At 38.6% G+C, this 24,595-nt stretch carries 26 protein-coding genes; 18 read left to right on the top strand and 8 right to left on the bottom strand.

From position 1 onward, the window contains the following. Window positions 1–89 precede the first annotated feature (89 nt). From RGU12_RS09145 to RGU12_RS09130, 4 genes are all read left to right on the top strand, one after another. Complete coding sequence (locus tag RGU12_RS09145; RefSeq protein WP_309535792.1) at window positions 90–296, top strand: helix-turn-helix transcriptional regulator; 207 nt, start codon at window positions 90–92, stop codon at window positions 294–296. A gap of 13 nt (window positions 297–309) precedes the next feature. Continuing rightward, on the top strand, window positions 310–687 hold the full coding sequence (locus RGU12_RS09140; RefSeq protein WP_309535791.1) for a permease: 378 nt from the start codon (window positions 310–312) through the stop codon (window positions 685–687). A 146-nt stretch (window positions 688–833) separates the two neighbouring features. Then, window positions 834–1,409, top strand: a complete 576-nt coding sequence (locus RGU12_RS09135) for a hypothetical protein (RefSeq protein ID WP_309535790.1) — start codon at window positions 834–836, stop codon at window positions 1,407–1,409. A 37-nt stretch (window positions 1,410–1,446) separates the two neighbouring features. Then, window positions 1,447–2,712: a hypothetical protein gene (locus RGU12_RS09130; RefSeq protein WP_309535789.1), complete on the top strand. Its 1,266-nt coding sequence runs from the start codon at window positions 1,447–1,449 to the stop codon at window positions 2,710–2,712. 62 nt (window positions 2,713–2,774) lie between these two features. Here RGU12_RS09130 and RGU12_RS09125 read toward each other — a convergent pair whose 3' ends face one another. Beyond that, the gene (locus RGU12_RS09125) at window positions 2,775–3,971 is read right to left on the bottom strand and encodes a DUF4085 family protein (protein ID WP_309535788.1); all 1,197 of its coding nucleotides are present in this window, start codon (window positions 3,969–3,971) and stop codon (window positions 2,775–2,777) included. Window positions 3,972–4,173: 202 nt separating this feature from the next. Between RGU12_RS09125 and RGU12_RS09120 the strand changes: the two genes are divergently transcribed. The 6 genes from RGU12_RS09120 (at window position 4,174) to RGU12_RS09095 (ending at window position 9,127) form a co-directional block, all read left to right on the top strand. Next, a complete protein-coding gene (locus tag RGU12_RS09120) occupies window positions 4,174–5,208 on the top strand; it encodes an ABC transporter permease (RefSeq protein WP_309535787.1) in 1,035 nt (344 codons plus the stop codon). A 1-nt stretch (window position 5,209) separates the two neighbouring features. Then, window positions 5,210–5,896, top strand: coding sequence for an ABC transporter ATP-binding protein (locus RGU12_RS09115; protein WP_309535786.1), 687 nt, complete (start codon window positions 5,210–5,212; stop codon window positions 5,894–5,896). An 83-nt stretch (window positions 5,897–5,979) separates the two neighbouring features. Beyond that, window positions 5,980–6,660 carry a response regulator transcription factor gene (locus RGU12_RS09110; protein WP_309535785.1) on the top strand — a complete coding sequence of 227 codons (681 nt, stop codon included), beginning with the start codon at window positions 5,980–5,982 and terminating at the stop codon, window positions 6,658–6,660. Continuing rightward, the gene (locus RGU12_RS09105; RefSeq protein ID WP_309535784.1) at window positions 6,657–8,036 is read left to right on the top strand and encodes a HAMP domain-containing sensor histidine kinase; all 1,380 of its coding nucleotides are present in this window, start codon (window positions 6,657–6,659) and stop codon (window positions 8,034–8,036) included. Before RGU12_RS09110 ends, RGU12_RS09105 begins: the two co-directional genes overlap by 4 nt. 80 nt (window positions 8,037–8,116) lie before the next feature. Further along, complete coding sequence (locus tag RGU12_RS09100) at window positions 8,117–8,500, top strand: hypothetical protein (RefSeq protein ID WP_116352741.1); 384 nt, start codon at window positions 8,117–8,119, stop codon at window positions 8,498–8,500. A gap of 99 nt (window positions 8,501–8,599) precedes the next feature. Next, window positions 8,600–9,127: a cupin domain-containing protein gene (locus RGU12_RS09095; protein ID WP_309535783.1), complete on the top strand. Its 528-nt coding sequence runs from the start codon at window positions 8,600–8,602 to the stop codon at window positions 9,125–9,127. A gap of 83 nt (window positions 9,128–9,210) precedes the next feature. Here RGU12_RS09095 and menC read toward each other — a convergent pair whose 3' ends face one another. The 6 genes from menC to RGU12_RS09065 form a co-directional block, all read right to left on the bottom strand. Next, window positions 9,211–10,326: an o-succinylbenzoate synthase gene (gene menC, locus RGU12_RS09090; RefSeq protein ID WP_309535782.1), complete on the bottom strand. Its 1,116-nt coding sequence runs from the start codon at window positions 10,324–10,326 to the stop codon at window positions 9,211–9,213. Window positions 10,327–10,347: 21 nt separating this feature from the next. Then, complete coding sequence (locus RGU12_RS09085) at window positions 10,348–11,154, bottom strand: GNAT family N-acetyltransferase (RefSeq protein ID WP_309535781.1); 807 nt, start codon at window positions 11,152–11,154, stop codon at window positions 10,348–10,350. 178 nt (window positions 11,155–11,332) lie between these two features. Further along, the gene (locus RGU12_RS09080) at window positions 11,333–12,601 is read right to left on the bottom strand and encodes a TRAP transporter large permease (RefSeq protein WP_309535780.1); all 1,269 of its coding nucleotides are present in this window, start codon (window positions 12,599–12,601) and stop codon (window positions 11,333–11,335) included. After that, window positions 12,601–13,077, bottom strand: coding sequence for a TRAP transporter small permease (locus RGU12_RS09075; RefSeq protein WP_223254445.1), 477 nt, complete (start codon window positions 13,075–13,077; stop codon window positions 12,601–12,603). Before RGU12_RS09075 ends, RGU12_RS09080 begins: the two co-directional genes overlap by 1 nt. A 261-nt stretch (window positions 13,078–13,338) precedes the next feature. Next, on the bottom strand, window positions 13,339–14,379 hold the full coding sequence (locus tag RGU12_RS09070; RefSeq protein WP_309535779.1) for a TRAP transporter substrate-binding protein: 1,041 nt from the start codon (window positions 14,377–14,379) through the stop codon (window positions 13,339–13,341). Window positions 14,380–14,609: 230 nt separating this feature from the next. Further along, a complete protein-coding gene (locus RGU12_RS09065) occupies window positions 14,610–16,826 on the bottom strand; it encodes an outer membrane protein assembly factor BamB family protein (protein WP_309535778.1) in 2,217 nt (738 codons plus the stop codon). Between the two features lie 246 nt (window positions 16,827–17,072). Between RGU12_RS09065 and RGU12_RS09060 the strand changes: the two genes are divergently transcribed. After that, entirely contained in the window at window positions 17,073–17,630 is a 558-nt protein-coding gene (locus tag RGU12_RS09060) for a tyrosine-type recombinase/integrase (RefSeq protein ID WP_309535777.1), read from the top strand. A gap of 115 nt (window positions 17,631–17,745) precedes the next feature. Here the strand turns inward: RGU12_RS09060 and RGU12_RS09055 are convergent, their stop codons facing one another. Next, entirely contained in the window at window positions 17,746–18,435 is a 690-nt protein-coding gene (locus tag RGU12_RS09055; protein WP_309535776.1) for a universal stress protein, read from the bottom strand. A 254-nt stretch (window positions 18,436–18,689) separates the two neighbouring features. On the opposite strand from RGU12_RS09055, the gene RGU12_RS09050 reads away from it, so the two are divergent. The 7 genes from RGU12_RS09050 (at window position 18,690) to mnhG (ending at window position 24,527) form a co-directional block, all read left to right on the top strand. Further along, the gene (locus RGU12_RS09050) at window positions 18,690–21,107 is read left to right on the top strand and encodes a Na+/H+ antiporter subunit A (protein WP_309535775.1); all 2,418 of its coding nucleotides are present in this window, start codon (window positions 18,690–18,692) and stop codon (window positions 21,105–21,107) included. Continuing rightward, window positions 21,091–21,516 (top strand): Na(+)/H(+) antiporter subunit B, encoded by a 426-nt coding sequence (locus RGU12_RS09045; protein WP_116352751.1) that lies wholly within the window; start codon window positions 21,091–21,093, stop codon window positions 21,514–21,516. Before RGU12_RS09050 ends, RGU12_RS09045 begins: the two co-directional genes overlap by 17 nt. Next, window positions 21,516–21,854, top strand: coding sequence for a Na(+)/H(+) antiporter subunit C (locus RGU12_RS09040; RefSeq protein ID WP_116352752.1), 339 nt, complete (start codon window positions 21,516–21,518; stop codon window positions 21,852–21,854). The genes RGU12_RS09045 and RGU12_RS09040 overlap by 1 nt, the downstream gene beginning before the upstream one ends. Further along, complete coding sequence (locus tag RGU12_RS09035; protein WP_309535774.1) at window positions 21,847–23,337, top strand: Na+/H+ antiporter subunit D; 1,491 nt, start codon at window positions 21,847–21,849, stop codon at window positions 23,335–23,337. Before RGU12_RS09040 ends, RGU12_RS09035 begins: the two co-directional genes overlap by 8 nt. Window positions 23,338–23,405: 68 nt before the next feature. Further along, window positions 23,406–23,882, top strand: coding sequence for a Na+/H+ antiporter subunit E (locus RGU12_RS09030; RefSeq protein WP_116352754.1), 477 nt, complete (start codon window positions 23,406–23,408; stop codon window positions 23,880–23,882). Next, a complete protein-coding gene (locus RGU12_RS09025) occupies window positions 23,882–24,169 on the top strand; it encodes a Na(+)/H(+) antiporter subunit F1 (protein WP_116352755.1) in 288 nt (95 codons plus the stop codon). Before RGU12_RS09030 ends, RGU12_RS09025 begins: the two co-directional genes overlap by 1 nt. Next, window positions 24,144–24,527, top strand: a complete 384-nt coding sequence (gene mnhG / locus RGU12_RS09020; RefSeq protein ID WP_309535773.1) for a monovalent cation/H(+) antiporter subunit G — start codon at window positions 24,144–24,146, stop codon at window positions 24,525–24,527. Before RGU12_RS09025 ends, mnhG begins: the two co-directional genes overlap by 26 nt. The last annotated feature ends 68 nt before the right edge of the window (window positions 24,528–24,595 follow it).

Raw genomic sequence — 24,595 nt, 5'->3', positions numbered from 1 at the left:
CTAACTCTATTTTTATGTAAAAATGTAAAGGGAACTTGACGTAAAGGAAACTTTACATTACTCTGAAAATAGAAGAGGTGGTGAATGGGTTGCAAAATAAAGTTGCAGAGTTTAGAAAGAAACATGGTTACTCCCAGGATCGCTTAGCTGAAAAATTGGGTGTTTCAAGACAAACGATTATTTCGATTGAAAAGGGTAAATACAACCCTTCTCTTCCTTTGGCATTGATAATGGCTGAAGTTTTTGAGACCAAGGTGGAGAACATTTTCATTTTAGAGGAAGAGGATTATAAATAAGGAGGAAAAAATTATGGGCAATTTAAGAATTTCATATCTTGTATTAGGAATTTTGTTTTCTGTGATGACTGGATTTGTGGTGATTGTTGGAATCATGGCGAAATCGACACCTGCGCCAATGGCTTATATGACACTAGCGATGGCGGTGATGAGCTTTTGCTTGGCTTATTTGTATCCTCAGTTTAAGCAAAAGGATGAGCGCATGAAACTCATTCGGGAAAAAGGAATGTTCGCTTCATTCGTTGCGATGATTTTCTATCTAATTGTATTTAATATAGGACTTCAATTCGAACTCTTCGTAGTTTCCACAGCTCAGCTTATCAATATCCTAACAGCCCTATTAATCTGTACCGTATTTATTTCCTTCGTTATCTATTCAAAAATCTACTAAAACATAAATAGTAAAAAACTGCACTTGTTTTGGTGCAGTTTTTTACTCAGAATACGTGCAATTTGGTAACTTTTGAAACCAAACGATAACACCACTCGTAGTATTAAGAAGGTGTTTAGAATACGTACAAGGAAGGAGGGGTGCAAGTGGAACCACATGGGATTCGTAAAATGCGGATGAATCAGATTATGTTGGCCAATGGAACGATATTGATAGCAATCGTCATCTTTTACACTCTCATTAGCATTTTTTCCATTAAATCAACCCATTTTTTCTTTACAATCGGCGTTTTGATTCTCATTCAAGCTATCTATGGATTTATTAAAGGAGATTCTACGAAATCATTCATTCCTATTCTTGAAAAAGTAGCAATTTATGAAAAACAAAAAATGGGTGAAGAGTGGACAAAATCTCGAAAAGTAGGCAATGGATGGAGTCTTGTGCTGAGTGCCATCATGTTTCTCCAACTATATATGAGTCTGGATTTTGGGGATTATCGTTTTCAATTCGATTCGATTATTATGCTCATTATGACCGTATCGATTTTAGTTTTACTTAACATAGGAATGTTAATGCACTTTAGAAAGGTTGATCGTTCAACATCTGAATCGGATATGAAGGGGTATACTTTGAAATCGAACATTGGCGCTGCTGTTGGTGGTGTTGCATTCGGTTTGGCGATGTTTATTATTATCATTTATTATGTTATTTCAAGAATTTGATAGACCATTAATAGGAAATAAGAATGGGGTGACAAGGATGGATGAAAGAACTCAGGAATTAATTGAATTAACAAAGAACAAATTTGGCCTGTGGGATTATTCCCTAAAAAGGTCTAGTTATAATCGTAGTGTAAATATCTTCAATGAGACTGTTTACACATTATCAATGGAATGGTTTCCTAACCATGTTCTGGAACCAGTTGATGAAGACGAGAATCCAGACGGTACAGCAGTAATTGAAATTGATATTCACAGCCGGAAGTTTCAGAGTGCTATTTTCGTAATGGGTCAGACATTCGCAAAGAATGGGGTAACCTTTGCTAGTAAAAATGACATCATCAATTGGATTGAGCAGGAAACAGGATTAAGATATGAACAGCAATTTCAGCTTCGCAAGGAAGAGGAGGGGGAGTTGCACTTTACTGAATGCATTGGCGGTGTTGATGTTTCTCCTTCAGGAATGATTGAGGTCAACTATAATCAAGAGGGAAATCTTACGTTGTTTTCAGTTCATGGTCATTTTCCATCTAAAGAAAGGGTTGAGTTAGAATCCTATACATTACCCTTCGAAAAAATTGAGGACATAGCAAAGGAGCAATTGAAGTTACTTGAATTTCCATTATTTGATCAACAACGATTAGTGGCCGCATATGCTGTCGAAGAAATCTATGTTCGAAATGATCAAATTTCTACAATCCCTTTTGAGCCAATTGTGGATGTGAAGGGATATTTGAAAGTAGATAAACCTTTGTCTTGGGATGAGCCTCTTAGGACTATGTTTGAACGAAAAGAAATGAAGTGGCATGAGGAGGTTACGGCTGAGCAGGCCTCTTCAAATGAGCCTTCTCCAGATTCCCTGCCAATCACGGAGGCTGAGCAAGAGAAATGTGTTAGGGTGGTTCGAGATTTCCTTCGTCAGGAATATCCCAACGATTCAGGAATCTGGATTATAAGAACCCTTCATCGTGAAAATGGCTATATTCATGCCATATTAAGAGCAACCGAGCAGGATAGTCGCGTATTTCAACGGAAAGTGAATATAATGATTGATTCCAAGAACCATCAAGTTATCAATTATATGGATAACTTGATGATGTTAAAGATGTTCGAAGAATTTGAAATACCTGAGAAAGTCGTAATTAGTAAGGATGAAGCCTTTGAAAAACTAAAAGGAAAGTACGAGCTAACTCCTTGTTATGTTTATGATTTTGACCAAAAGCAATATGTGCTTTGCGGAAAAATAGATTGCCAGTTTGGAGTAAACGCAGCAACAGGTGATGTTGTTGGATTGGAAGATATATAAATAGAAGACGAGGTTGTCTGTGTCCCAGAATCATTCATCTGGGACCAGATCTCCCCTCCGAACTAATCAATCAATGAACGATATTTTTCAATCACATCTTTTGTTAAGATTCCTTCGTTATAAAAATGATTTGCATAAACACTTGCCATCATTTCATTTTCTTCGGTAATCGTCATTTTAGTCAAAACACGATTGATTATTTCCGCCAATTCAAGTGGGTTAGCATACATCGTATTCCATGCTCGTACTTGCAGCTCTAAATTATCGCATAGTGCAGCTTCTTCGATTTCATCCATTGGTAATGGTTCATCCAAATGTGCATAGGGATCCTCATATACATCCGTATAAATAAACTGAATTGGATTGACCTCTTCTAAATCGTAAGTAAAGGACTTATTCTCGACTGTCACAATCATTTCATTTTGTGTAACCTCAAGCTTTCCGTTTTCTAATGTGATAGGTTCAGCGATGGATTGGAAGGCGCATGTCACATGTGGAGTATGTAGCCAATGGTGATCATCCGGATTTAATTGTGCTATATACTCCTCAAAAGGTGTCTCTTCTAGTTTTTCTTCATGATGTAATAAAGTATAAAGGGCCGGACGATAATAATAGCAAGCTTCCAAATTCCTCATGGAAATCGTCCATTCGCTATCTGGACATTCGAATAACACACGAAAGGCAAATCCATCATTTGTTTTCTGTAACTCGTAATAGACAATCCAATGCCCAACCTCTAATGGTACCTCAAATTCTTCGGCCATCACATTTTCAAAAGTAAACTGAATAAGTGCTTTTGATGAAAAACCACCATCCGTATTGATGTACAGGTGAAGTGTATCGCCTTCACGTTCGATTCGCTCAATGGTCGAATCATGCAAACTTTCCTCAAAGACATCCTGGACTTCCTTTGATAAAAATGTAACAGCATTTGCTGTTTGCTCATGGGCAGCATCCAAAATATGTTCAAATTCTTTGTCTGCTTCATGCATCCATTGTAGGTAATCATCGCGAACAGATTTCGGCAATGTTGGCTGATTTAAAGTTCCATTTTTTACATATGGAAGGAAGCGGTCTGGCAAAGTCTGTAGGAGTACCCCTTTAACTTCCTCAAGTTCTTCTTTTAGACGAGAAATAAGGTCTTCGCCTTCTTCTTTGGCATCTCTTAATGAGAATTCCCATTCTTCTTCAGATTCGTGAATCGGTAGAGTATTACATGTTGAAAACTTCTCTTTCGCTTGTTTGGTTAGATTCCACATAGCTTCACCCCAATGTAGTTTATGAGATTAGTATAACAGGATTTATCCATTCAGAGATACGACAGAATTGTAATCGCCTGTTCATCTTCTATTCACATACCCAATATAAACTTAGGATATCTAGAGAGGACACAGGGTACATTCAATCTCCATCTAGGACGATTAACTTTCCCCTTGTCCCAGTATGATAGGAGGAATAAAGATGAAGATGGCATTGAAGGAAATGAAGAAGAATAGAGTGCGGTTTCTAATTTTAGGTTCGATTGTGTTTCTTGTGAGTTTCCTAACTTTTATCATTTCTGGCTTAGCGAACGGATTGTCTCAGGATAATGCTGCCTTAATTAAAAACTTGCCGGATGGTCAATTTTACATGGCAAATGATGCAGACCAAACGTATAATCTATCAAAAATTGATCTCAACACTCAAAATGAAATATTAGACAAACATCAGGAGGCGGTTGCCTTTTCGATTCAAATGGGGTTTCTAAATGAGGAAAATGGAAAGCAACGAAGTGTAGCGTTTGTTACATCCACAGATTCCCCATTGTTTGAAAAGGTGAATCCCGGTGAAATCATTCTTGATCAATCACTGAAGGATGCTGGAATAAAGACGGGCGACATCTTAACAAACAATCAACATAACGGTGAGTTCACTGTAAAAGGCTTTGTTGAACAAAGTAAATACAGTCATGCACCTGTTGTGTATATCAACCCCGAGGATTTTAAAGAAATCTATCGTATCGAAGAAATGCAATTGATTTTTATACCGGGTTCCGATACAACGCAACACTTTAGTAATCTAAAGGCCTTTTCTAAAAAGGAATTCCTAAATACAATTTCAAGCTATAAAGCAGAGCAAATGTCCTTAAATATGATTGTTTGGTTTTTAGTCGTCATTAGTGGTATGTTGTTTGCGATTTTTTTCTACATGATGAACATTCAAAAAATGGGACTGTACGGAATTCTAAAGGCGATTGGTGTAAAAACAAGTTCGTTATTTAAAATGATGTGGACTCAAATGGCTGTCATCACATTCATTGCCTTAATACTATCAGTGGTGCTCAGTCAAACCTTTAATCTCCTTGCACCAACTAGCATGCCGTTTCATTTACCAACAGCAACAACTGTCCAATTGTCGTTCATTTTTATACTCATTGGCTTTGCTGGGGCAACACTTTCAGGAGTCCAAATCAAAAAAATTGAACCATTACAAGCAATCCAACAAGGAGAGATGTAGGATGACCATATTTACAATTGATGATGTCCGAAAAACGTTTACAAATGGTGAGGTCAAGGAAGAAATTCTAAAAGGGGTTAACCTAACCCTTAAAGAAGGGGAAGTTACCGCATTAGTTGGGGCATCGGGATCTGGGAAAAGTACACTGTTGACAATTGCAGCGGGACTCCAACCTGCCTCAAATGGACAGGTCGTATTTGATGGTAAAAATATTGCAAATTTACGCGCGGAGGAAGTCCGAAAAATTCGGGCAACAAAATTTGGCTTTGTCTTTCAATTTGCCCATCTGGTGCCTTTTCTTACAGTGGAGGAACAATTAGAGCTGATGCTCGAAGTATCTGAAACGGGATTACCGAAACATGAGCAAAAAAAGGAAATAGATGCCATACTAAAAGTAGTGGGGATGGACCATCGTAGGAAGGCCTATCCATCTTCATTATCGGGCGGGGAAAAGCAGCGGGTAGCGATTGCACGCGCTATTATTCATAAACCAAAGATTCTTTTTGCAGATGAGCCAACCGCAAGTCTTGATTCCAAACGGTCGAAGGATGTAATGATGCTCATCCGAAACATTACGAAAACCTTGAACATCACAACCTTAATGGTGACGCATGATGAGGAAATGCTATCATTTGCCGATCTAATTATCAAAATGAGCGATGGTCAGATCATTCAAAATGCGATTTAATTTGTTCGGGGACAAGGGGACAGGTTCATTGGCCCAACTAGGACGAAGTACCTGTCCCTGTGTCCCGTATAGGGGGAATAATTATGGCGACGATTTTACTTGTAGATGATGATCCGAATATTTTACAGCTTGTTCGAATTCATTTAGCGGAACAAGGCTACCGCGTTCTCCAGGCGAAAGATGGAATGGCAGCCCTGGATATTTTAAAAAAGGAACCATGTGATTTAGCAGTTGTCGATGTGATGATGCCCTACATGGATGGCTACACACTGACGAAGGAGATTCGTGAGCATTATGATATTCCCATTATCCTTTTAACGGCGAAGAGTCAAATCGAAGATAAGGAACAGGGGTTTCAAGCGGGAACGGACGATTACCTTGTGAAGCCGTTTGAGCCAAAAGAATTGAGCTTTCGAATTAAGGCTCTGCTAAGACGATACGATTCTCAAAGTGATGAGGAGATTCTCCGCTTTGGAGAGACCATTATCAATAAAAAAAGTTACGAAGTCCAAATTGGCAGTAGGACTTTCCTATTACCATTAAAAGAATTTGAGCTTCTATCTTATCTCGCTTCCAATCCAAGACAGGTATTTTCGAGAGACTACTTAATTGAGCAAATTTGGGGGCTCGATTTCCAAGGGGACGAGCGAACCGTTGATGTACATATCAAAAGACTGAGGGAACGTTTTTCAAAAGTAACGGATGACTTCCAAATCAAAACAGTGCGTGGGATTGGTTATATGATAGAGGTTCAGCAATCATGAAAACACTCTATTTAAAATTCATTGTCATCACGATTGGCATGATGTTCATAAGCTTTATTTTAGCTTTCATCGTTTCGAATAGTTATTATCAACAAAAGCTGAAGCCAATTAATGATCAAAAAAATACTCAAGTTGCACTCGATATTGCTCGTTTTACCGAAGCACATCCTGAGATTGCACTAAAGGAGTATTTGGAGAGCCTTGCTGCCACAGGTTATCAATTTTATCTGATTGACGAAGCTGGAAACAAAACGTTTTATGGGGAGCCATTTCGGGATCAAACACTTGCTCCCACTATAGAACAAAAGGTTCTAAATGGGGAAGTTTTTCACGGCATTCTTCAGTTCCCACAGGAAACCTTTGTGACCGGTTTTTTTGCGAATGAATTAAAAAATACAATTGGTGTTCCGTTGAACCACAATGGGAGCCGTTTTGCTCTTTTTATGAGGCCAGATATTAAGTTTCTTTTTAACGAAATGCATGTGTTATTTGGCTGGATTGTTGGATTAACGATTTTACTTAGTGTTGTGATGGTTTTGATCAATACAAGATATTTGGTAAAGCCGATTTCTGATTTAACAAAGGCTACGAAATCCTTGGAATCCGGTGATTTTAATGTAAAGGTGGATACAAATCGTCATGATGAACTAGGCTTGCTCTCGAAAAGCTTTTTACAAATGGCTCGGAAATTAGAGCAGACGGATGAAATCAGGAAGGAATTCATCTCCAATATTTCACATGATATTCAATCACCCCTTTCCAATATAAAAGGATACACAAGCTTGCTTGAGAAGGAATCCATTACAACGGAGGAAAAGAAACAATATGTTTCGATTATCAATGGTGAGATTGAGAGGCTTTCAAGCTTAACGAAACAACTGTTACTGCTCGCCTCACTTGATCGAAATGAGGATATTGTGAAGAAAAAATCATTTAATCTTGGGCAGCAAATCAAGGAGTTAATCCAAAATTATCAATGGTTGATTGGCGAAAAAGGGATAATGCTGAGCTATACATTACCGGATATTGAGATGGTCGGTGACCCGTCATTACTAAATACGGTGTGGGATAATCTTTTATCCAATGCCATTAAATACAATAAGCCCGATGGCACTATTGAAATTTCAGCTGAGGAAAAAGGAGAATCTGTATTAATCAGATTTGAGGATTCAGGAATCGGGATGAAAGATTCAGAGGTGGAGAGAGCCTTTGATCGCTTTTATCGTGCGGATCAATCACGTACGCGTTCGATTGAAGGGACAGGACTCGGTTTATCGATTGTTAAAATGATTGTTGACCTGCATGGTGGCAGAATTTCCATTTCTAGTAAAGAAGGGATAGGCACGACCTTTATCGTAGAATTGCCGGTCAAGTAGAAATCTAATCTTCTATTCATCGTCCGTTCATATTCATTTAGTAAAGTTTTAAAAAATGAGATTAACGGAGGGAATGGAGAATGAATAACAATAGTTTAGTATTGGTAAGATTCGCAAGTATATTTGGACTGATTGGCGCAATACTCGGAGCACATATGGCAGGGGCTGGTTCATATGCGTTTCGTCCCGTGCATGCACATATTTTAGTCGTAGGTTGGTTGAGCTTGTTTGCTTGGGCCGTTTTCTACAAAGTATTCCAGGTCGAGCAATCGATTTTAACAAAAATTCACGTCTGGACTGCCATCATTGGTTCAACTGGATTAACAGTAGGTATGTGGTTATACATGGTAAAACCATTTCCGCTACCAGAAGGTGTAACCCTCATTGTTTACATTGGTGGTGGTGTTGCCCTTCTCGTAAGCTTTATTGCGTTCTTCTTAATTACTTTATTTACAAAAAAGTAGAGAGGATAGTGGGACGAGCATCCATACCAACTAAAAAATAGGTTACCTTCACGATTGTATATGCATAGGATATTTTATCAATCTGTAGGGGGATAAAAAATGTATTATGTACCTAATATGTATCATCACCATTATCATCCGTACTATATGAATGTACCGATGCATTACTGGCACCATTGGGGATATCATCAAACACCGATGTATAGGGAACCAATTGATTTCAAGGATCATGGGAAAAAGCCATATGTAGTCAATATAAATGAAGCTTCAAAACAAAACAATACGTATCGTACTGCGATTTGGACAGGGAAACACTTGCAGGTGACTTTAATGAGTCTTCAAGTTGGCGAGGATATTGGTCTGGAGGTGCATCCACATGTTGACCAATTCTTGCGTCTTGAACAAGGGCATGGCATTGTTCAAATGGGGAATCGAAAAGATCATTTGAACTTTGTACGTGAAGTCAATGAGGACTCAGCCATCTTCGTTCCAGCAGGTACGTGGCATAATGTAACCAATACCGGAAACATTCCATTAAAATTGTATTCCATCTATGCACCACCAAATCATCCATTCGGCACAGTTCATAGAACGAAAATGGAAGCTGAACAACAAGAGCACCATTAATAATGATGTTTTGCGACATGCTCAAAAACGAAAGGGAAGGTACCTTCATATTTCAGAAGTGAACCTTCCCTTTTCTGTTACCATCAACTGTGATTATGAAACGTCTCACTATACAACATAAAATCCTCAATTCTATCCATGTTCGGTTCAAAGCCAATACCAGGGCCGTTTGGAACCTCAATATACCCATTCTCCATCGTGACTTCTGGGGTAATAATATCTTCTTTCCAATAATGGGCAGAAGGGGCAGTATCTCCAGGTAAAGTGAAGTTTGCTAGACTCGTAATGGCGATATTATGTGCTCGCCCGATTCCTGCTTCAAGCATTCCACCACACCACATCGGAATATTGTTTTTCGAACATAGTTCATGAATCTTTAAGGATTCAGTGATGCCGCCAACTCGGCCGATTTTAAGATTAATGATTTTTCCACTTCCAATTTCAATCGCTTTTCGAACATCCTCTGCCGTATGGATCGATTCATCTAGGCAGATAGGGGTAGTCAATTCTTTTTGCAGTCTTGCATGATCAATCAAGTCATCAAAGCCAAATGGTTGCTCGACCATCATCAGATTGAACTCGTCCAATTGTTTAAGGTAGGGAATATCATCTATGGTATACGCGCAATTTGCATCCGCCATAAGCGGAATAGCAGGAAACTTCTGGCGAATGGCTTTCAAAATATTCATATCCCAACCAGGCATAATTTTGACTTTAATGCGCTTGTAGCCATTAGATACAAACCCATCAATTTTTTGTAGGAGCTCTTTTTCAGACTTTTGGATGCCAACACTTACACCAACTTCAATTTTATCTTTTACACCGCCAATCGCTTTAGCCAATGAGATTCCCTGTTCCTTTGCGTAGAGGTCCCAAAAAGCGCCATCTAGAGCAGCCTTCGCATTATAGTTTCCGCGTAAATCCTGGAAGGCTGTCGACACATCGTTAGGATGTTGAATTTCTGTTTCCATTAGCTTTGGTATTAGAATATCCTTTAGCATATGCCAATTGGTTTTGACCGTTTCTTCATGAAAAATCGGGATTGCGTCAGAGACGGTTTCCGCCCAACCAGAGAGGCCACTTTTCGATTTCACTTCTACTAGAATAAAATCTTTATCTGTTAATGTTCCAACACTTGTTTTAAAAGGATGAAGCAATCGCATTCTCATATATCGCAAAATAATACTTTTAATTTCCATTCTTGAATCTCCTCGTACATATTATTTTTCTAGAAGATACAGGTATTGCCCATTCATTTCAGGGTTCTTCACTAAATCTGTGACTACCCATCCCTGTTGTAGATAATGAGTAAACACTTTTTTTGTCTTCTCTCTCCACTTTAAGGCAATATCAAAGTTCGTTTTCTTTATTTCTTGAAAATTACCTGGCACCGGAACGAACAAAGCCTCACTGGATTTTTCCAAATTTATTTCACCAGGCGTTAAACATCCATCTGCAAATCCTGTTTGGATTAAGACTGCAGCCTTACTTATATCACGATTTCTGTTCTCGCGTTTCTTTTCATTAACAGACCATTCTACTACGAAACGATCTGTGGAAATCCCTTCGTTCATGCCATCTGTCATTTCTCCATAGGCATTTTCTATATAAGCGGTACAGACTGCGCCTAATTTATGTAGGTTCAAATTACCGTTCACCGTTTCAAGAGGGTCATAGGTCCACGAAATTAAATCATAACCTTTTTCGGCAGCCAATTTCCTTTGTTCATGTTTTAATTTTTCACCGATTCCTTGCTTTCGATAATCAGGGTGAATCCCTAGACTATGAGAAACTAGGTAAGGCCTTACCCCATCAAAACCTGGGAAACTATATTGAAAGCCAATCAATTGATCCTTGTAGAAAGCACCTAAAATAAAACCACCGTTTTTTATGGTAGCGGCTGTATGACTGATTGGAACCGTGTCCTCAGGGCTCCAAACCATCGATTCTAATTTGTGAACCTGCTGCAATTCTGCAATGGATTTTACATTTTTAATGATCATGGTTGATAAAATATCTTGTTGCATCGTTTTCCTCCTAGTGTTCGGATTCGAAGTCTTAAATTCATACATATTATTATAAAGGATAAATATCAATTATCGAATTTTTTGGAAGTGGGAGGGGATAGATATGAAAAATAGGCGTAAAAAAGTGCTTCTATTCCATAGATCTTATGGAAGAAGCACTTTTCATTTGTTACATCCTTTATTTATCTAAGAAAAACAAACTAATTTCCGGCACAAAACTAATAATGATGATGTCTACAATTAACATAAGAAGGAACGGAATGATCGCCCGAACCACTTTTTCCAATCGTAGGTTGGCGATATTGGATGCTACGAATAAGTTAATCCCAACTGGTGGTGTGATGAAACCAATTGCAAGGTTTACAACCATGATAACCCCAAAGTGAACAGGGTCAATACCAACGGCTGTTGTTACTGGAAGCAAGATTGGTGCCATAATGATAATCGCAGCGGATGTTTCTAAAAAGGTACCTACAATTAATAGAATGATGTTAATAATAATCAGTACGATAATTGGGTTTGATGAAATTTCAAGTAGTGTATTGGTAATTTGGAGTGGAATTTGTTCCCTTGTTAATATAAATCCAAAAATCGATGCACAGGCAATAATAAACATAATAACTGCCGATGTAACGGCTGATTGGATGAAAATCTCAGGTAAATCCTTCCACTTAATCTCACGATAGATAAATAGACCAACAATTAAACCATAAACGACAGCTACAACAGAAGCCTCGGTCGGAGTAAAGACCCCGCCGTAGATTCCTCCAAGAATGATAACAGGCATTAGGATCGCAAGGATTGCTCGATAAAAAGATGTGATGATATCGCCCGTAGAACTTTTTTCTTCTTTCCCATAACCACGTTTTCGAGAAATAAAATAAGCAACCAAAATTAATGAGAGCCCAACAAAAATACCAGGTAGAATACCAGCGATAAATAAATCACTAATCGATGCACCAGCGATTACACCAAATAAAATCATGGGAACACTTGGTGGAATCATAACACCGATTGTACCACCAGCTGCTTGTATAGCAGTGGAGAAGCTCTTATCATAGCCTTTTTGAACCATGGCTGGAATCATGATTGCCCCAACGGCTGCTGTTGTTGCCGCACCAGATCCAGAAATAGCAGCAAAGAACATACATGTTACAACGGAAACAATTGCTAGACCACCATGCATTCTACCCACAATCGTCATCGCAAAATCAACTAGCCTTTTTGAAATTCCGCCAACCTCCATAAGCTTACCAGCTAGGATGAAGAAAGGGACGGCCATTAATGTAAAAGAGTCTGTTGCTGTGAACATTTTTTGGACGATAACCATTAATGGTACGTTATCTTGAATCATCAATACAATCATAGAAGCGAGACCAAGAGCAACTGCGATTGGTATATTAATAAAGAAAAGAACGATTAAGATCCCAAAAAGTAACCAAGCCATTAGTTCTTCGCCTCCTTATTCCATTCAGAAATGACGACATAAAGCAGATTGATAATGAACAAGATGCTAGATATCGGAATGACTGTATAGATATATCCCATTGGTATCTGGAGGACAGGAGACTTCTGAATCATGCTACGTCCGATAAAGTCAAAGCTGTGAACGATAACCTGCCAAAAGAAAAAGATAACAAGAATAGAAATAACCACATTTAGAACTTTCTTTACAGTTGGCCCAAATGCTTCATAAAGAATTTCGACTCCGGGGTGTGCCTTTACACTCATTCCATAGCCAGCCCCGAGGAACGTAGTCCACACGAGTAAATAACGTCCTAATTCCTCTGTCCATGCAAGTGGTTGCTCTAGGACGAATCGGAAGATAACCTGTAAAAAAACAACTACGACTAAAACAAAAAAGAGAACGATTAGTATCCACTTGAAAATTCCATTTATAAAATCTACTATCTTTTTAATCACCTGTATTTCCCCTTATATTCTAATCAAATGCGCCTTGGCGTATTTGCGCCCAGATTTTTTAGGCCCACACGAAGTGGGTCACAAAGACGTTGCCACAGGAAGTGGCGTACTTAGTCTTTGATCTTCTGCTAAAAACTTCCTTTAAAAATCTGTGGCATCCGCCGGAGGCTTTTAACTTTATTCAGCCGGGGTTCAAACCCCGCCTGAATAAAGTTAAAAACTTGGATTGTGCGAGGCACTCACCAAGTTTTTTTATTTAGATTAATTTCCGTTTAAAATAGCTTCGATGTTTTCTTTACCAAAGTCTTTTTCGTATTTTTCATATACTGACTGAATGGCATCACGGAATGGTTGTACATCAACATCTTCGATTACTTCCATGCCCGCGTCTTTAACAACCTGTAAAGAATCTGTATCGGCTTGTGTACTTAGTTCACGAACTTTGTCACCAGCAATTTTTGCTTCTTCTTTAAGAATGTCTTGGTATTCAGCAGGAAGTGTATCCCAAACAGATTTACTAAACATCACAACGGCAGGTGAATAAATATGTCCTGTTAACGTCATGTATTTTTGGTTTGAATCATAAAGCTTATACGTATCAGCAATGATTAATGGATTTTCTTGTGCGTCAACTACGCCTTGTTGAAGGGCAGTTAATGCTTCGTTCCAAGCCATTGGAGTTGGTTGTGCGCCAAGTGCATTAAATGCATCAAGGTGAATTTGGTTTTCTTGAGTACGGATTTTTAAACCTTTTAAATCTTCAGGTTTTGTAATAGGATGCTTGCTGTTTGTGATATGACGGAAACCATTTTCAGCCCAAGCAAGACCTACAAGTCCTACATCTTCCATACCAGTTAAAAGATCTTGACCAACTTGTCCATCAAGAACTTTGTATGCATGCTCTCTTGATTCAAATAAGAATGGTAAATCAACAATTCCGATTTGAGGATAGAAGTTTGCGATTGGTGCTGTTGAAGAAATGGACATATCAGCAGTTCCAAGTGTAAGTGCTTCTGTTAATTCTCTCTCTGCACCTAATTGGTTGAGTGGGAAAATTTCGATGTTCACTTTTCCATCTGTACGTTCTTTCACGTTTTTCGCTAGATCAAGTAATGCAAGGTGATAAGGGTGTTCTTCTGTTTGAGAATGCCCCGCCTTAAATGTGTATGTTTTTCCATCGTCTTTAGCGCCCTCAGATGCTGATGAGTCGCTTTCTTTGCTGGATTCAGTACCTCCACATGCTGCTAAAACTAAAGCAAACACTAGAAAAAGTACCATCCATGAAAGTTTTCTACCTTTCACGATAAAGCCCCCTTATTGTCAGAAAATTTTATATGATATTGAACATTATAACACCTTTTTTTCATTTTTCTACAATATTTTATGTTTTTTGATAATTTTTTTCGTGAAAGCGTTAAAGTAGGAGAATTTTTTATCGGAGTGTTAATTTATTATATTTATATAATATTTTGGACGTAGGGTCTTAATAAAAAGGAAAAAGGGAATCGTTCAATGACGATTCCCTTTTCCTATTATTTACCAAGGCTTTGTAGATACTCAACTAACACATTAATTTGATTATCATCGAGTTGATCCTTAAATGGAGGCATCCCCCCGCTACCATTTTTAATTTGATTGATCAGTTGATCCCTATCTTTCAACATATCGCTCTTCTGTAAATTTGGTCCATTATGACCGCCTTCACCATTGTCACCGTGACATGCTAAACAGTTGTTTTTATACACATCCGCGCCCTCATGTACAGATGATTTGTCTCCTTCTTCTGCATCCTGCTTCTTATCGGTAGCAGCAGGGTCGTTGGCGGTTGGTGAAATGTTGATTTTATCTTCAGGTATATCTTCTAGGGATGCATAAGCGCCTTCTAGTGAGAAGGTGTAAATCTTGTCACCATGTGTAGTTCCTGCAAGTGAGTTACCTGCGGCAAAGATCGAGATATATTGCTTTCCATCAATTTCATAGGTGATAGGAGGGGCGTTTGCTCCTGCATCCATTTTAAATTCCCATAATTCATCCCCATTAGTGGCATCGAATGCAATGATTCTTCCGTCGTTGTGTCCTGCAAAAAGAAGATCCCCTTTTGTAGTCAATAGTCCACTATAGGCAATTTGATCCCAATGTTTTTGCCATACAATTTTATTTGTTTTAATATCCATGGCTGTTACGACACCACGGCCTGGGGCACCATTTACTGGCTGCCATACACTTCCAAGCCATACTTCGCCTTCTTTGTAATTGTTCGCCTCATCCTCTTCACGATGTGAGAATGAGAAATACGTATCGTTTGCTAATAAATAGAAAAGCTCAGTATTAGGATTATATGCTGACGGTGGCCAGTTTGCTCCACCTTGTGGAGACGGTTTTAGGGTGACGAATTCGTCCCAGAAAGGTGTGAAGATGTTTCCAATTTTTCCTTTCCAATCGCTAGGAAAATCCTTTTTGACATCTTCCTCTGTTACTCCCTGAGGAATAAAAGCATCCCCGACAGGGAACGGCTGAGTTGCAGCTGTTTTTTGTCTTTCATCCTGTGGAACGGGCTTTTCTTCTATTCCGACAAGCGGCTTTCCATTTGTTCGGTCTAATATGTAAAGCCAGCCCGTTTTCCCAGCTTGTGCAATTCCTTTTCTCTTCTTTCCATCCATTTCTACATCAAATAGAACAACTGGGTTTGGCGCATCCATATCCCATATATCATGGTGAACTTCCTGGAAGTGCCATTTGTATTCACCGGTTTTTGCATCTAATGCGAGCACAGAATCAGCAAATAAATTGTCTCCTTCACGTTGGGTTCCATCAAGGTCTGGGGATGGATTACCAGTAGAGAGATAGAGAAGACCTAGCTCCGGATCGATAGCAGGTGTTTGCCATACAGCTGCTCCACCTCTTTTCCAGGAATCATTATCCTGTGGCCAAGTGTCATGTCCAACTTCATCAGGTCCTGGGACGGTATGGGTCTTCCAAACTTGTTTTCCCTTCTCGGCATCGAAGGCAGCAACAAATCCGCGAATCCCATATTCACCACCAGCAACTCCCGTATATACCATTCCGTTATAATAAAGTGGAGCACTTGTAATGTTATATCCTTTTTCCCAATCCTCTACTTTTGTTTCCCAGATAATTTCACCTGTTTTTTGATCCAAGGCAATTAACCTAGCATCTAACAGGCTAACATAAACCTTTCCATCTCCTAAACCAACACCTCTACTTGTCCAACCACAGCAGACAGTATCTAGATTTGCTGCTAATTCTGGACGGTATTCCCAAATTAATTCACCCGTTTTTGCGTCAATTGCTTGAACGTCATCTGCTCCGGTAATGGTGAACATGACTCCATCATAAACGATTGGCGTAGCTTCACCAGAGTACTTAAATTCATAACCGGAACCTAAACTTGTCACCCATTCAGCTTTTAACCCTTTTACATTTGATTTATTGATTTTATCTAGTGGAGAGTACCTTCCATTAAAGATACTTCCACCGTTAGTGATCCAGTCACCTGCTGGTGCAGCTGTTAAATCATCAGCCGAAAATTTAGGAGCTAATTTCCCTGGATAATCCTTATGCTGTACTGAAAAATGTTTGCTCTTGTCTACCTTTTGATTTTCTTTCTCTTGGTTTTCAACACCTTGTTCCGCTTGCTCTTCGTCGCCAATATTATTTGAAATAATCACACCGGCTCCAATGGCAATAACAAGAAGTATGGCGATGATGATCCATCCAAACTTTTTCATGCTTAAAAACTCCTTTCCATTGTGATAATGGTGATAATTGCTAAAATAACTTTTAATAATTTGCCCGGCTTTAAATAAAATAATCCTTTTTTGAGATAGATTTTGACGGGGGATTTTTACTGCTTTATTAATATTTCAAACCAAACAGGGAAAACTTTCTTGAACGAATTTGTAAGCAATTATCTTGTCATGTTACTTAAGCTATGTTAATTTTAAGTTATGTAACATTAGCGGGAGGATAAACGGATGGAGTTTGTCGATCCAATTCGGGATGTAAACAAAATTAATGAAATCAAAGCTGTATTAAAAAAGCAGTCGCAAAGAGACCTTTTGCTTTTTGTATTCGGGATAAATACAGGAATTAAGATAAGTGATTTGCTCTTTTTACGTATCGAGGACGTATGGGATGATTCAGGAATGAAGGAATTTCTATATGTGAAAGATAGTGAGGAAGTTAAAGCCTACTATTTAAACAATATGATAAAGAATGATCTGAGTGAGTATTTACGCACGATTGAGTGTAAAGGCAGTGATTTTTTATTTAAATCAAAGAAGGACAATCAGCCAATTTCTAGGCAACAGGCTTATCGGATCATAAACCATGCTGCTAGAGAGGTTGGGATACCTGGAAAGATTGGAACACATACACTTCGGAAAACATTTGGTTATCATGCCTACCTAAAAGGCATTGCGATATCCATCTTAATGGATATTTATAATCATCATTCCCCATCAGAGACATTCAAGTATATCGGAATCAATAAGGAAGAGAAGAATTTAGTGAAAGTGGATGTAAATCTATAAACTTATTCGGAGGATCAAAGACTAAGGGCGCCGCGGCCTGATGTCTTCGTCTATGTGACCCACATCGTTTGGGCCTAAAAAAACCTCCACCAAAGAGGTGAAGGTTTTATTAAATTTATAAAAAGTTATCGTCATCTATATTTGTATTCATATCAACATTTGTAAAATCGGTTACGATATCATCGTTAACTTGGACCTGTAAAGTCTTCTGATCCTTCATAAATTTAAAAATTCCATTATTAAAGTCAGTGCCAGATTCCTTGAAGAAGATTCCTTCATAGATTACATCTTTTGTATGTTTAAAGATAAGACGATATTGCTCATCTTCTTTGACTAAATATGCACGAACTCCTTTTTCAAATTGACCTTCCGTATTTTTTAGATAACGTGCAACTGAAATAATATGGAGGTCAACAAAAGGAATTTCTTTTAATAGCGAGTTAATAATAGACCCTTTTGCGATTTGCTCCCAGCGACTTTGCGCAGTTTGGCCAAGTATGATTTGAGTAACATTTTTTTCTCTAGCAACATCTGCAATCACTTTTGAAATGGGTCTTTTTTCATTGTCTTTAATAATAAACGCATCCGCACTATGTTGGTCAGCTAGTTCTTTCCATCTTTCAATGTAGCTTACTTTTTCAGGATCGAGGTCATCAAAAGGCTTTGGATCTACGGTTAGGATATAGAGTGGACAATCTAGCATATTTGCAATCTTGCAACCACGTTGGATGAGACGTTCACCATTAGGTCCATAATATACACAGACAAGAATACTCTCGTCCATTCTTTCTTTTATCAATTTCATTTGTACTCACCTCAGAGTTGATGTGAAATCATTGGCCTAGCCAATTTCCGTTTCATAAATACCTAGAAAATAAGGAACCCTTAAAGAGAACAGCCCCTTAATTTAGCTGGGCTTACATTTAACACACCACCTAAAAAAAATAAAAAAATGTCTTTATATTTATAAACTATGTATGACTATATCGCATGCTACAAAATGAGTCAATCCATTAACGTGATTTGTAAAAAATATCCGTATTTAAGGAGGGGATTCCATTGCATTGGTTCCAGTTTTTAATCATGTTACCATTTATTTTTGCCGTGTTTGTTCCTATATTATATAAAACATTTACCCCAAGGATTCATACAGGCTGGTTCGTTCTCCTCGTGCCACTTTTGATATTTTCTTATCTTATAACATTTATTCCCACTATTGCAAACGGGAATACCATCATCTCAAGCATTCCTTGGATGCCGTCCTATGACATCAATTTTACAACCTATATCGATGGTTTAGGTTTGATTTTTGGTTTGTTAATAACCGGTATAGGGGCATTGGTCATTTTATATTCCATTTTTTATTTATCGAAGGAACGTGAAGAACTCCATAACTTTTATGTATATTTACTGATGTTTATGGGGGCGATGCTCGGTTTAGTATTCTCCGATAATGTTTTTGTGTTATATGTTTTTTGGGAAATGACAAGTGTGTCTTCCTTCTTATTAATTGCATACTGGTATGAGCGTGAAAAGTCACGCTATGGTGCACAAAAATCAATGTTGATTACGATTTTTGGCGGTTTAGCCATGCTTGCTGGTCTTGTTATGATTGCGAGAAGCTCTGGAACATACAGTATCCGCGAAATGCTACAAAATGTTGATGCTATTACAACAAGTAATTTATTCATTCCGGCAATGGTGTTAATCCTTCTCGGTGCGTTTACAAAATCAGCTCAGTTTCCGTTTAGTATTTGGCTACCAGATGCGATGGAAGCTCCAACACCTATCAGTGCGTATTTGCACTCAGCCACAATGGTAAAGGCAGGGATCTATTTAGTCGCACGACTAACACCTATTTTTGGTGGCTCTACTGTTTGGTTTTGGCTGGTTACAGGTGTCGGGTTAGTCACGTTGCTTTATGGATCTGTCAATGCGGTGAGGCAGACAGATTTAAAAGCACTATTAGCCTATTCGACCATCAGTCAATTAGGTTTAATTATGAGCCTTTTAGGACTTGGTTCAGCTGCCATGTATTTCGGATTAGGAGACGAGACAGTCATTTATGGTACGGCGATCTTTGCAGCCATTTTCCATTTAGTAAATCACTCAACCTTTAAGGGTAGTCTCTTTATGGTAGTGGGGATTATTGACCATGAAACGGGGACTCGTGACATTCGAAGACTTGGTGGGCTCATCCATCTTATGCCAATTTCGTTTACACTCACCGTAATAGGTGGCTTTTCAATGGCAGGATTACCTCCATTTAATGGTTTTTTAAGTAAGGAAATGTTCTTTGCAGCGGTTAATAATGCAGCAAAAATGGATTTTTTCCATATGGGGACAATTGGGGTACTTATTCCGATTATCGCATGGATAGCAAGTGTCTTTACGTTCATCTATTGTATGATCCTGGTATTTAAAACATTTAGAGGGAAATATAAACTCGACAATGATCGTGTTGTTCATGAAGCACCACTGGGCATGTTGATTTCACCGATTATTTTAGGTTCGCTTGTGATTGTTGGCTTCTTTTTCCCGAATCTACTTTCAAAATATTTATTAAAGCCAGCATTAACTTCCGTATTACCTGTGCTTTCAGAGGCAGAAGTAGTGGAGCATAAAATAAAAGCTTGGCATGGTTTTTTGAGCCCAGAGTTATGGATGACAATCGGGGTTGTTGTATTGGGGGCGATTCTCTATCTCAACCTTAGAAAGTGGTACAAAGTTTATAACTCTTATCCACAGTCCCTAACGTTCAATAATCTTTATAATCTTGTTTTAGAAAAAATGGAGCAGATTTCTGGTTCAATCACAAACTTTTATATGACAGGTTATATTCGGGACTATCTGGTTTATATCATTGGCTTTTTGATTTTAGTCGTCGGGGGATCTATTTGGTTATTAGATGGAGTATCCTTTGATTCCTCAAATGACGCACCGGCTACGTTTTTCGAAATAGCAGTCATGATTGTTGCGGTTGTTTCAGCAGGTACAGTGTTATTCTCAAAATCAAGAATTACGTCAATTGTTGCGGTAGGAGCACTTGGATTTTTTGTATCGTTATTCTTTGTATTATTCCGTGCACCTGATCTGGCGTTGACTCAACTAGTTGTGGAAACCGTGACAACAGCACTGTTTCTATTATGTTTTTATCACTTACCGCAATTACGTAAGGAAATTAGTCGAATTCCATTTAAGTTAACAAATGCCATTATTTCTATTGGAGCTGGAGCGGTTGTGACAATCGTGGCTTTATCTGTGAACGGAAATCGACTTTTTGATTCTATTTCAAGCTACTATGAAAATGCATACGAGCTTGCAGGTGCAAAGAATATTGTCAATGCAATCCTTGTTGATTTCCGTGGGATTGATACGATGTTAGAGATTCTTGTTTTGAGTATTGCAGGTCTTGGTGTTTATTCATTAATTAAACTACGTTTAGCGAAGGAGGGATCAGATGAAAGAGCCGAATGATGTCATTATACGCAGTGTAACGAAGGTTGCGGTAATTATCATTTTTACATTTGCCATCAACTTGTTTATTTCGGGCCACCACCATCCTGGCGGTGGATTCATTGGAGGTTTAACATTTTCGGCGGGATTGGTTCTTCTGTTCCTCACCTATGATATTGAAACGGTTCGAAAAAATCTGCCTCTCGATTTTAAAGTGGTTGCAGCGATTGGGGTCTTAATCGCGGTTGGTACAGGAGTTGGCAGTATCCTGTTTGATGCTCCATTTTTAACACAAACCTTTGGATATTTTGAACTTCCTGTTTTCGGAAAGACGGAAATCGCTTCAGCCGTTTTATTTGATGTAGGTGTCGCCTTGGCAGTTATAGGAACATCGCTCACAATTATTATGAGTATAGGTGATGACAGGTAATGGAAACTTTAATGTCAATTCTAGTAGGAATCTTATTTGCAATCGGGATTTATCTTATCTTAACGAAAACTCTATTACGAATCATTTTAGGAACCTCTATACTCGGTCATAGTGTGAATTTACTCATTATTACAATGGGAGGGCTAGAAAAAGGTGGACCTCCTTTGCTGGGAATAAAGGGATTATCCTATGTTGATTCATTGCCGCAGGCACTTCTTTTAACAGCAATAGTTATCAACTTTGCAACAACAGCATTATTTTTAGTGCTAAGTTACCGTGCGTACAGAGTCTTAGGCACGGACGATACCGAGCAATTGAGAGGTAAAAACGATGGGTAATTTAGTTATTTTTCCAATCATCATTCCAATAATTGTTGGGATGATCATGGTTATATTTCGAAAAAATATAAGGCTGCACAGGGTGCTGAGTCTTGTTTCAGTAATCAGTATTTTCATCATTTCTCTGGTGCTCATGAATCGGATTAAAATAGACGGAATTCAGGTTCTCCAATTAGGCGGTTGGGAAGCCCCGTTTGGGGTAAGTATGGTTGCCGACATGTTAGCTGTAATCCTTGTCATGGTCACAAGTATTGTGGCGTTCTGTTGTCTAATCTATGCGTTTAAAACAATCGGGGAGAAAAGGGAGTTATTTTATTTTTATCCACTCTTTTTGTTTTTGATTACTGGTGTAAATGGATCCTTTTTGACGGGGGATATTTTTAACTTATTCGTTTGCTTTGAAGTCATGCTTGTTTCTTCATATGTCTTGATTTCCTTAGGTGGCACGAAAATTCAGCTACGCGAATCCATCAAGTATATTTTAGTGAACTTGATATCGTCATTTTTATTTCTAGTGGCAGTTGCCTATTTATATGCGATGACAGGGACATTGAATATGGCTCATTTATCTGTTCGCATTGCTGAGGTTGGTCAGGATGGCGTCATGACCACGGTAGCGATATTATTTTTAATCGTATTTAGTCTAAAAGCAGGTCTGTTTTTATTCTTTTGGCTACCAGGTTCATACAGTGCCCCACCAACGGCGATTGCAGCTATCTTTGCAGCACTATTAACAAAGGTAGGAATTTATTCGATCATGAGGGTGTTCACCCTTGTGTTCTACCATGAGCCAGAGGTGACTCATTTATTAATTGGAATTTTAGCGGCCATTACGATGCTACTCGGAGCATTTGGGGCAGTCGCCTATTGGGATGTGAAAAGGATTATTACCTACAATGTAGTCGTGGGTGTTGGCTTTATTTTAGCTGGGGTCGCTTCGCTTACAGCAGAAGGAATTACGGGTTCAATTTATTATTTAATCCACGATATGATTGTGAAGGCACTAATCTTTTTATTAGGCGGAACGATTATTTATTTCACTGGGACTAGTAATTTAAAAGAATTTAGCGGAATCATGCGGCTACAACCGAAATTCGGCTGGATGTTTTTTATCGCAGCATTATCTCTTTCAGGTATACCACCCCTTAGTGGTTTTTTAGGAAAAATCTTTATCACAGAGGGAACATTTGCGTCCGGTTATTTTTGGCTAGGTGGAATTGGATTGCTCAGTAGTTTAATGGTTCTATACTCCATTATGAAAATTTTTATGGTTGGATTTTGGGGATATACGGACGTACCTGAAGAAAGTGAAACTAAATCCTTAAAAGGTATGCTACTACCAATGGGCATTCTTACAGCTTTAACGATTGCGCTTGGCGTAGGGGCGGAAGGGATTAGTGAGTATGTTGATCTTGCGGTGAAAGTCATTATGAATCCAAACATCTATATTGACGCGGTATTGGGTGGAGCTTTTGTGGAATAGAGCATGGAAGCAGCAGATGTGTTTTTTAAAAATCATGCGGTATTTCTTTATAGGAAGGGGTGGTATCAATGCCCATGCAAGTACTAATCAATTTGCTTATCGGTTTTATTTGGATGTTTCTCCAGGATAGTTGGACCATTCTCACCTTTTTTAGTGGTTATTTGTTTGGTTTAATCGTACTTTTTATCTTAAGGAGATATTTTCCTCATCAATTTTATTTGGTGACTTTACTTGCCATTGTTAAGTTATTTCTCGTCTTTATTCATGAGTTATTCACTTCAAGCGTGTTAGTGATAAAGCAGGTTATGCGGCCAAAGATAAATATTACTCCGGGCATTTTTACCCTAGAGACAGAATTGGAAGGGGACTTGGAAATAACCTTGCTCGCAATGTTATTAACCTTAACTCCAGGTTCAGTCGTTGTGGAAGTTTCACACGATGAGAAAAAGTTTTATATTCATGCAATGGATATCCCGGAATCAAGTGATGCTGTGATACGTTCAACAGCAAAATTCGAAGAGGCAATAAAGAGGGTGACGCGCTAATGATCAAAACAATTTTAATTATTTCAATGGCATTTTTGACATTTGCTATTTTTGTTACGATTTACCGCTTAGTAAAAGGGCCGTCTGCCTCTGACCGAATTCAGGCTCTTGATGTGTTAGGAATAAATATCATTTCAGGAGTTGCCATTTTTTCAGTGTTTTTAAGGAATACCGGATTTTTTGAAGTGATTTTATTAATCGGGATCCTTTCTTTCATTGGAACAATTGCCTTTGCGAGATTTATTGAAAGAGGTGTTGTCATTGAGCGACGTAAACAATCCGATTGAGGTATTAGAAGTCATAGCGGCAATATCTATTTTAGTTGGGACAATCTTTAGTTTTTTTAGTGCAGTTGGGCTGATTCGGTTACCAGATTTATACTCACGTGCCCATGCAGCCTCAAAGAGCTCGACGATGGGGGTTCTATTTACCTTAGTCGGGACGTTTCTGTTTTTTATCATGGAAGGGACATTCAGCATTCGCTTATTTCTAGGAATCTTCTTTGTATTCCTTACCGCTCCCGTCGCTGCACATGTCATCGTCCGCTCCGCCTACCGCTCTAAAGTCCCCCTCGCTCCACAAAGCGTCCAGGACGACCTCAAAGGAGTCATCGAAATCGAAGGGGAGAGGGAGAGGGAACAGTAGGAGATTAGTGGTGGTTAAGTGGAACACGGGGCCAAGGGGACGGTTCTTGTGGTCCCGGTGGGTTGTAT

This window comes from Ferdinandcohnia sp. QZ13 (assembly GCF_031324165.1).
In the GTDB taxonomy this organism is placed as follows: domain Bacteria; phylum Bacillota; class Bacilli; order Bacillales; family Bacillaceae_L; genus Ferdinandcohnia.
This window is presented reverse-complemented; position numbering and strand designations above follow the sequence as displayed.

Excerpts from the sequence above, each read along its gene's own strand:
- RGU12_RS09140 (WP_309535791.1), top strand. The coding sequence starts at position 310 with ATGGGCAATTTAAGAATTTCATATCTTGTATTAGGAATTTTGTTTTCT.
- RGU12_RS09130 (WP_309535789.1), top strand. The coding sequence starts at position 1,447 with ATGGATGAAAGAACTCAGGAATTAATTGAATTAACAAAGAACAAATTT.
- RGU12_RS09125 (WP_309535788.1), bottom strand. The coding sequence starts at position 3,971 with ATGTGGAATCTAACCAAACAAGCGAAAGAGAAGTTTTCAACATGTAAT.
- RGU12_RS09120 (WP_309535787.1), top strand. The coding sequence starts at position 4,174 with ATGAAGATGGCATTGAAGGAAATGAAGAAGAATAGAGTGCGGTTTCTA.
- RGU12_RS09115 (WP_309535786.1), top strand. The coding sequence starts at position 5,210 with ATGACCATATTTACAATTGATGATGTCCGAAAAACGTTTACAAATGGT.
- RGU12_RS09110 (WP_309535785.1), top strand. The coding sequence starts at position 5,980 with ATGGCGACGATTTTACTTGTAGATGATGATCCGAATATTTTACAGCTT.
- RGU12_RS09105 (WP_309535784.1), top strand. The coding sequence starts at position 6,657 with ATGAAAACACTCTATTTAAAATTCATTGTCATCACGATTGGCATGATG.
- RGU12_RS09100 (WP_116352741.1), top strand. The coding sequence starts at position 8,117 with ATGAATAACAATAGTTTAGTATTGGTAAGATTCGCAAGTATATTTGGA.
- RGU12_RS09095 (WP_309535783.1), top strand. The coding sequence starts at position 8,600 with ATGTATTATGTACCTAATATGTATCATCACCATTATCATCCGTACTAT.
- menC (WP_309535782.1), bottom strand. The coding sequence starts at position 10,326 with ATGGAAATTAAAAGTATTATTTTGCGATATATGAGAATGCGATTGCTT.
- RGU12_RS09085 (WP_309535781.1), bottom strand. The coding sequence starts at position 11,154 with ATGCAACAAGATATTTTATCAACCATGATCATTAAAAATGTAAAATCC.
- RGU12_RS09080 (WP_309535780.1), bottom strand. The coding sequence starts at position 12,601 with ATGGCTTGGTTACTTTTTGGGATCTTAATCGTTCTTTTCTTTATTAAT.
- RGU12_RS09065 (WP_309535778.1), bottom strand. The coding sequence starts at position 16,826 with ATGAAAAAGTTTGGATGGATCATCATCGCCATACTTCTTGTTATTGCC.
- RGU12_RS09060 (WP_309535777.1), top strand. The coding sequence starts at position 17,073 with ATGGAGTTTGTCGATCCAATTCGGGATGTAAACAAAATTAATGAAATC.
- RGU12_RS09055 (WP_309535776.1), bottom strand. The coding sequence starts at position 18,435 with ATGAAATTGATAAAAGAAAGAATGGACGAGAGTATTCTTGTCTGTGTA.
- RGU12_RS09045 (WP_116352751.1), top strand. The coding sequence starts at position 21,091 with ATGAAAGAGCCGAATGATGTCATTATACGCAGTGTAACGAAGGTTGCG.
- RGU12_RS09040 (WP_116352752.1), top strand. The coding sequence starts at position 21,516 with ATGGAAACTTTAATGTCAATTCTAGTAGGAATCTTATTTGCAATCGGG.
- RGU12_RS09035 (WP_309535774.1), top strand. The coding sequence starts at position 21,847 with ATGGGTAATTTAGTTATTTTTCCAATCATCATTCCAATAATTGTTGGG.
- RGU12_RS09030 (WP_116352754.1), top strand. The coding sequence starts at position 23,406 with ATGCCCATGCAAGTACTAATCAATTTGCTTATCGGTTTTATTTGGATG.
- RGU12_RS09025 (WP_116352755.1), top strand. The coding sequence starts at position 23,882 with ATGATCAAAACAATTTTAATTATTTCAATGGCATTTTTGACATTTGCT.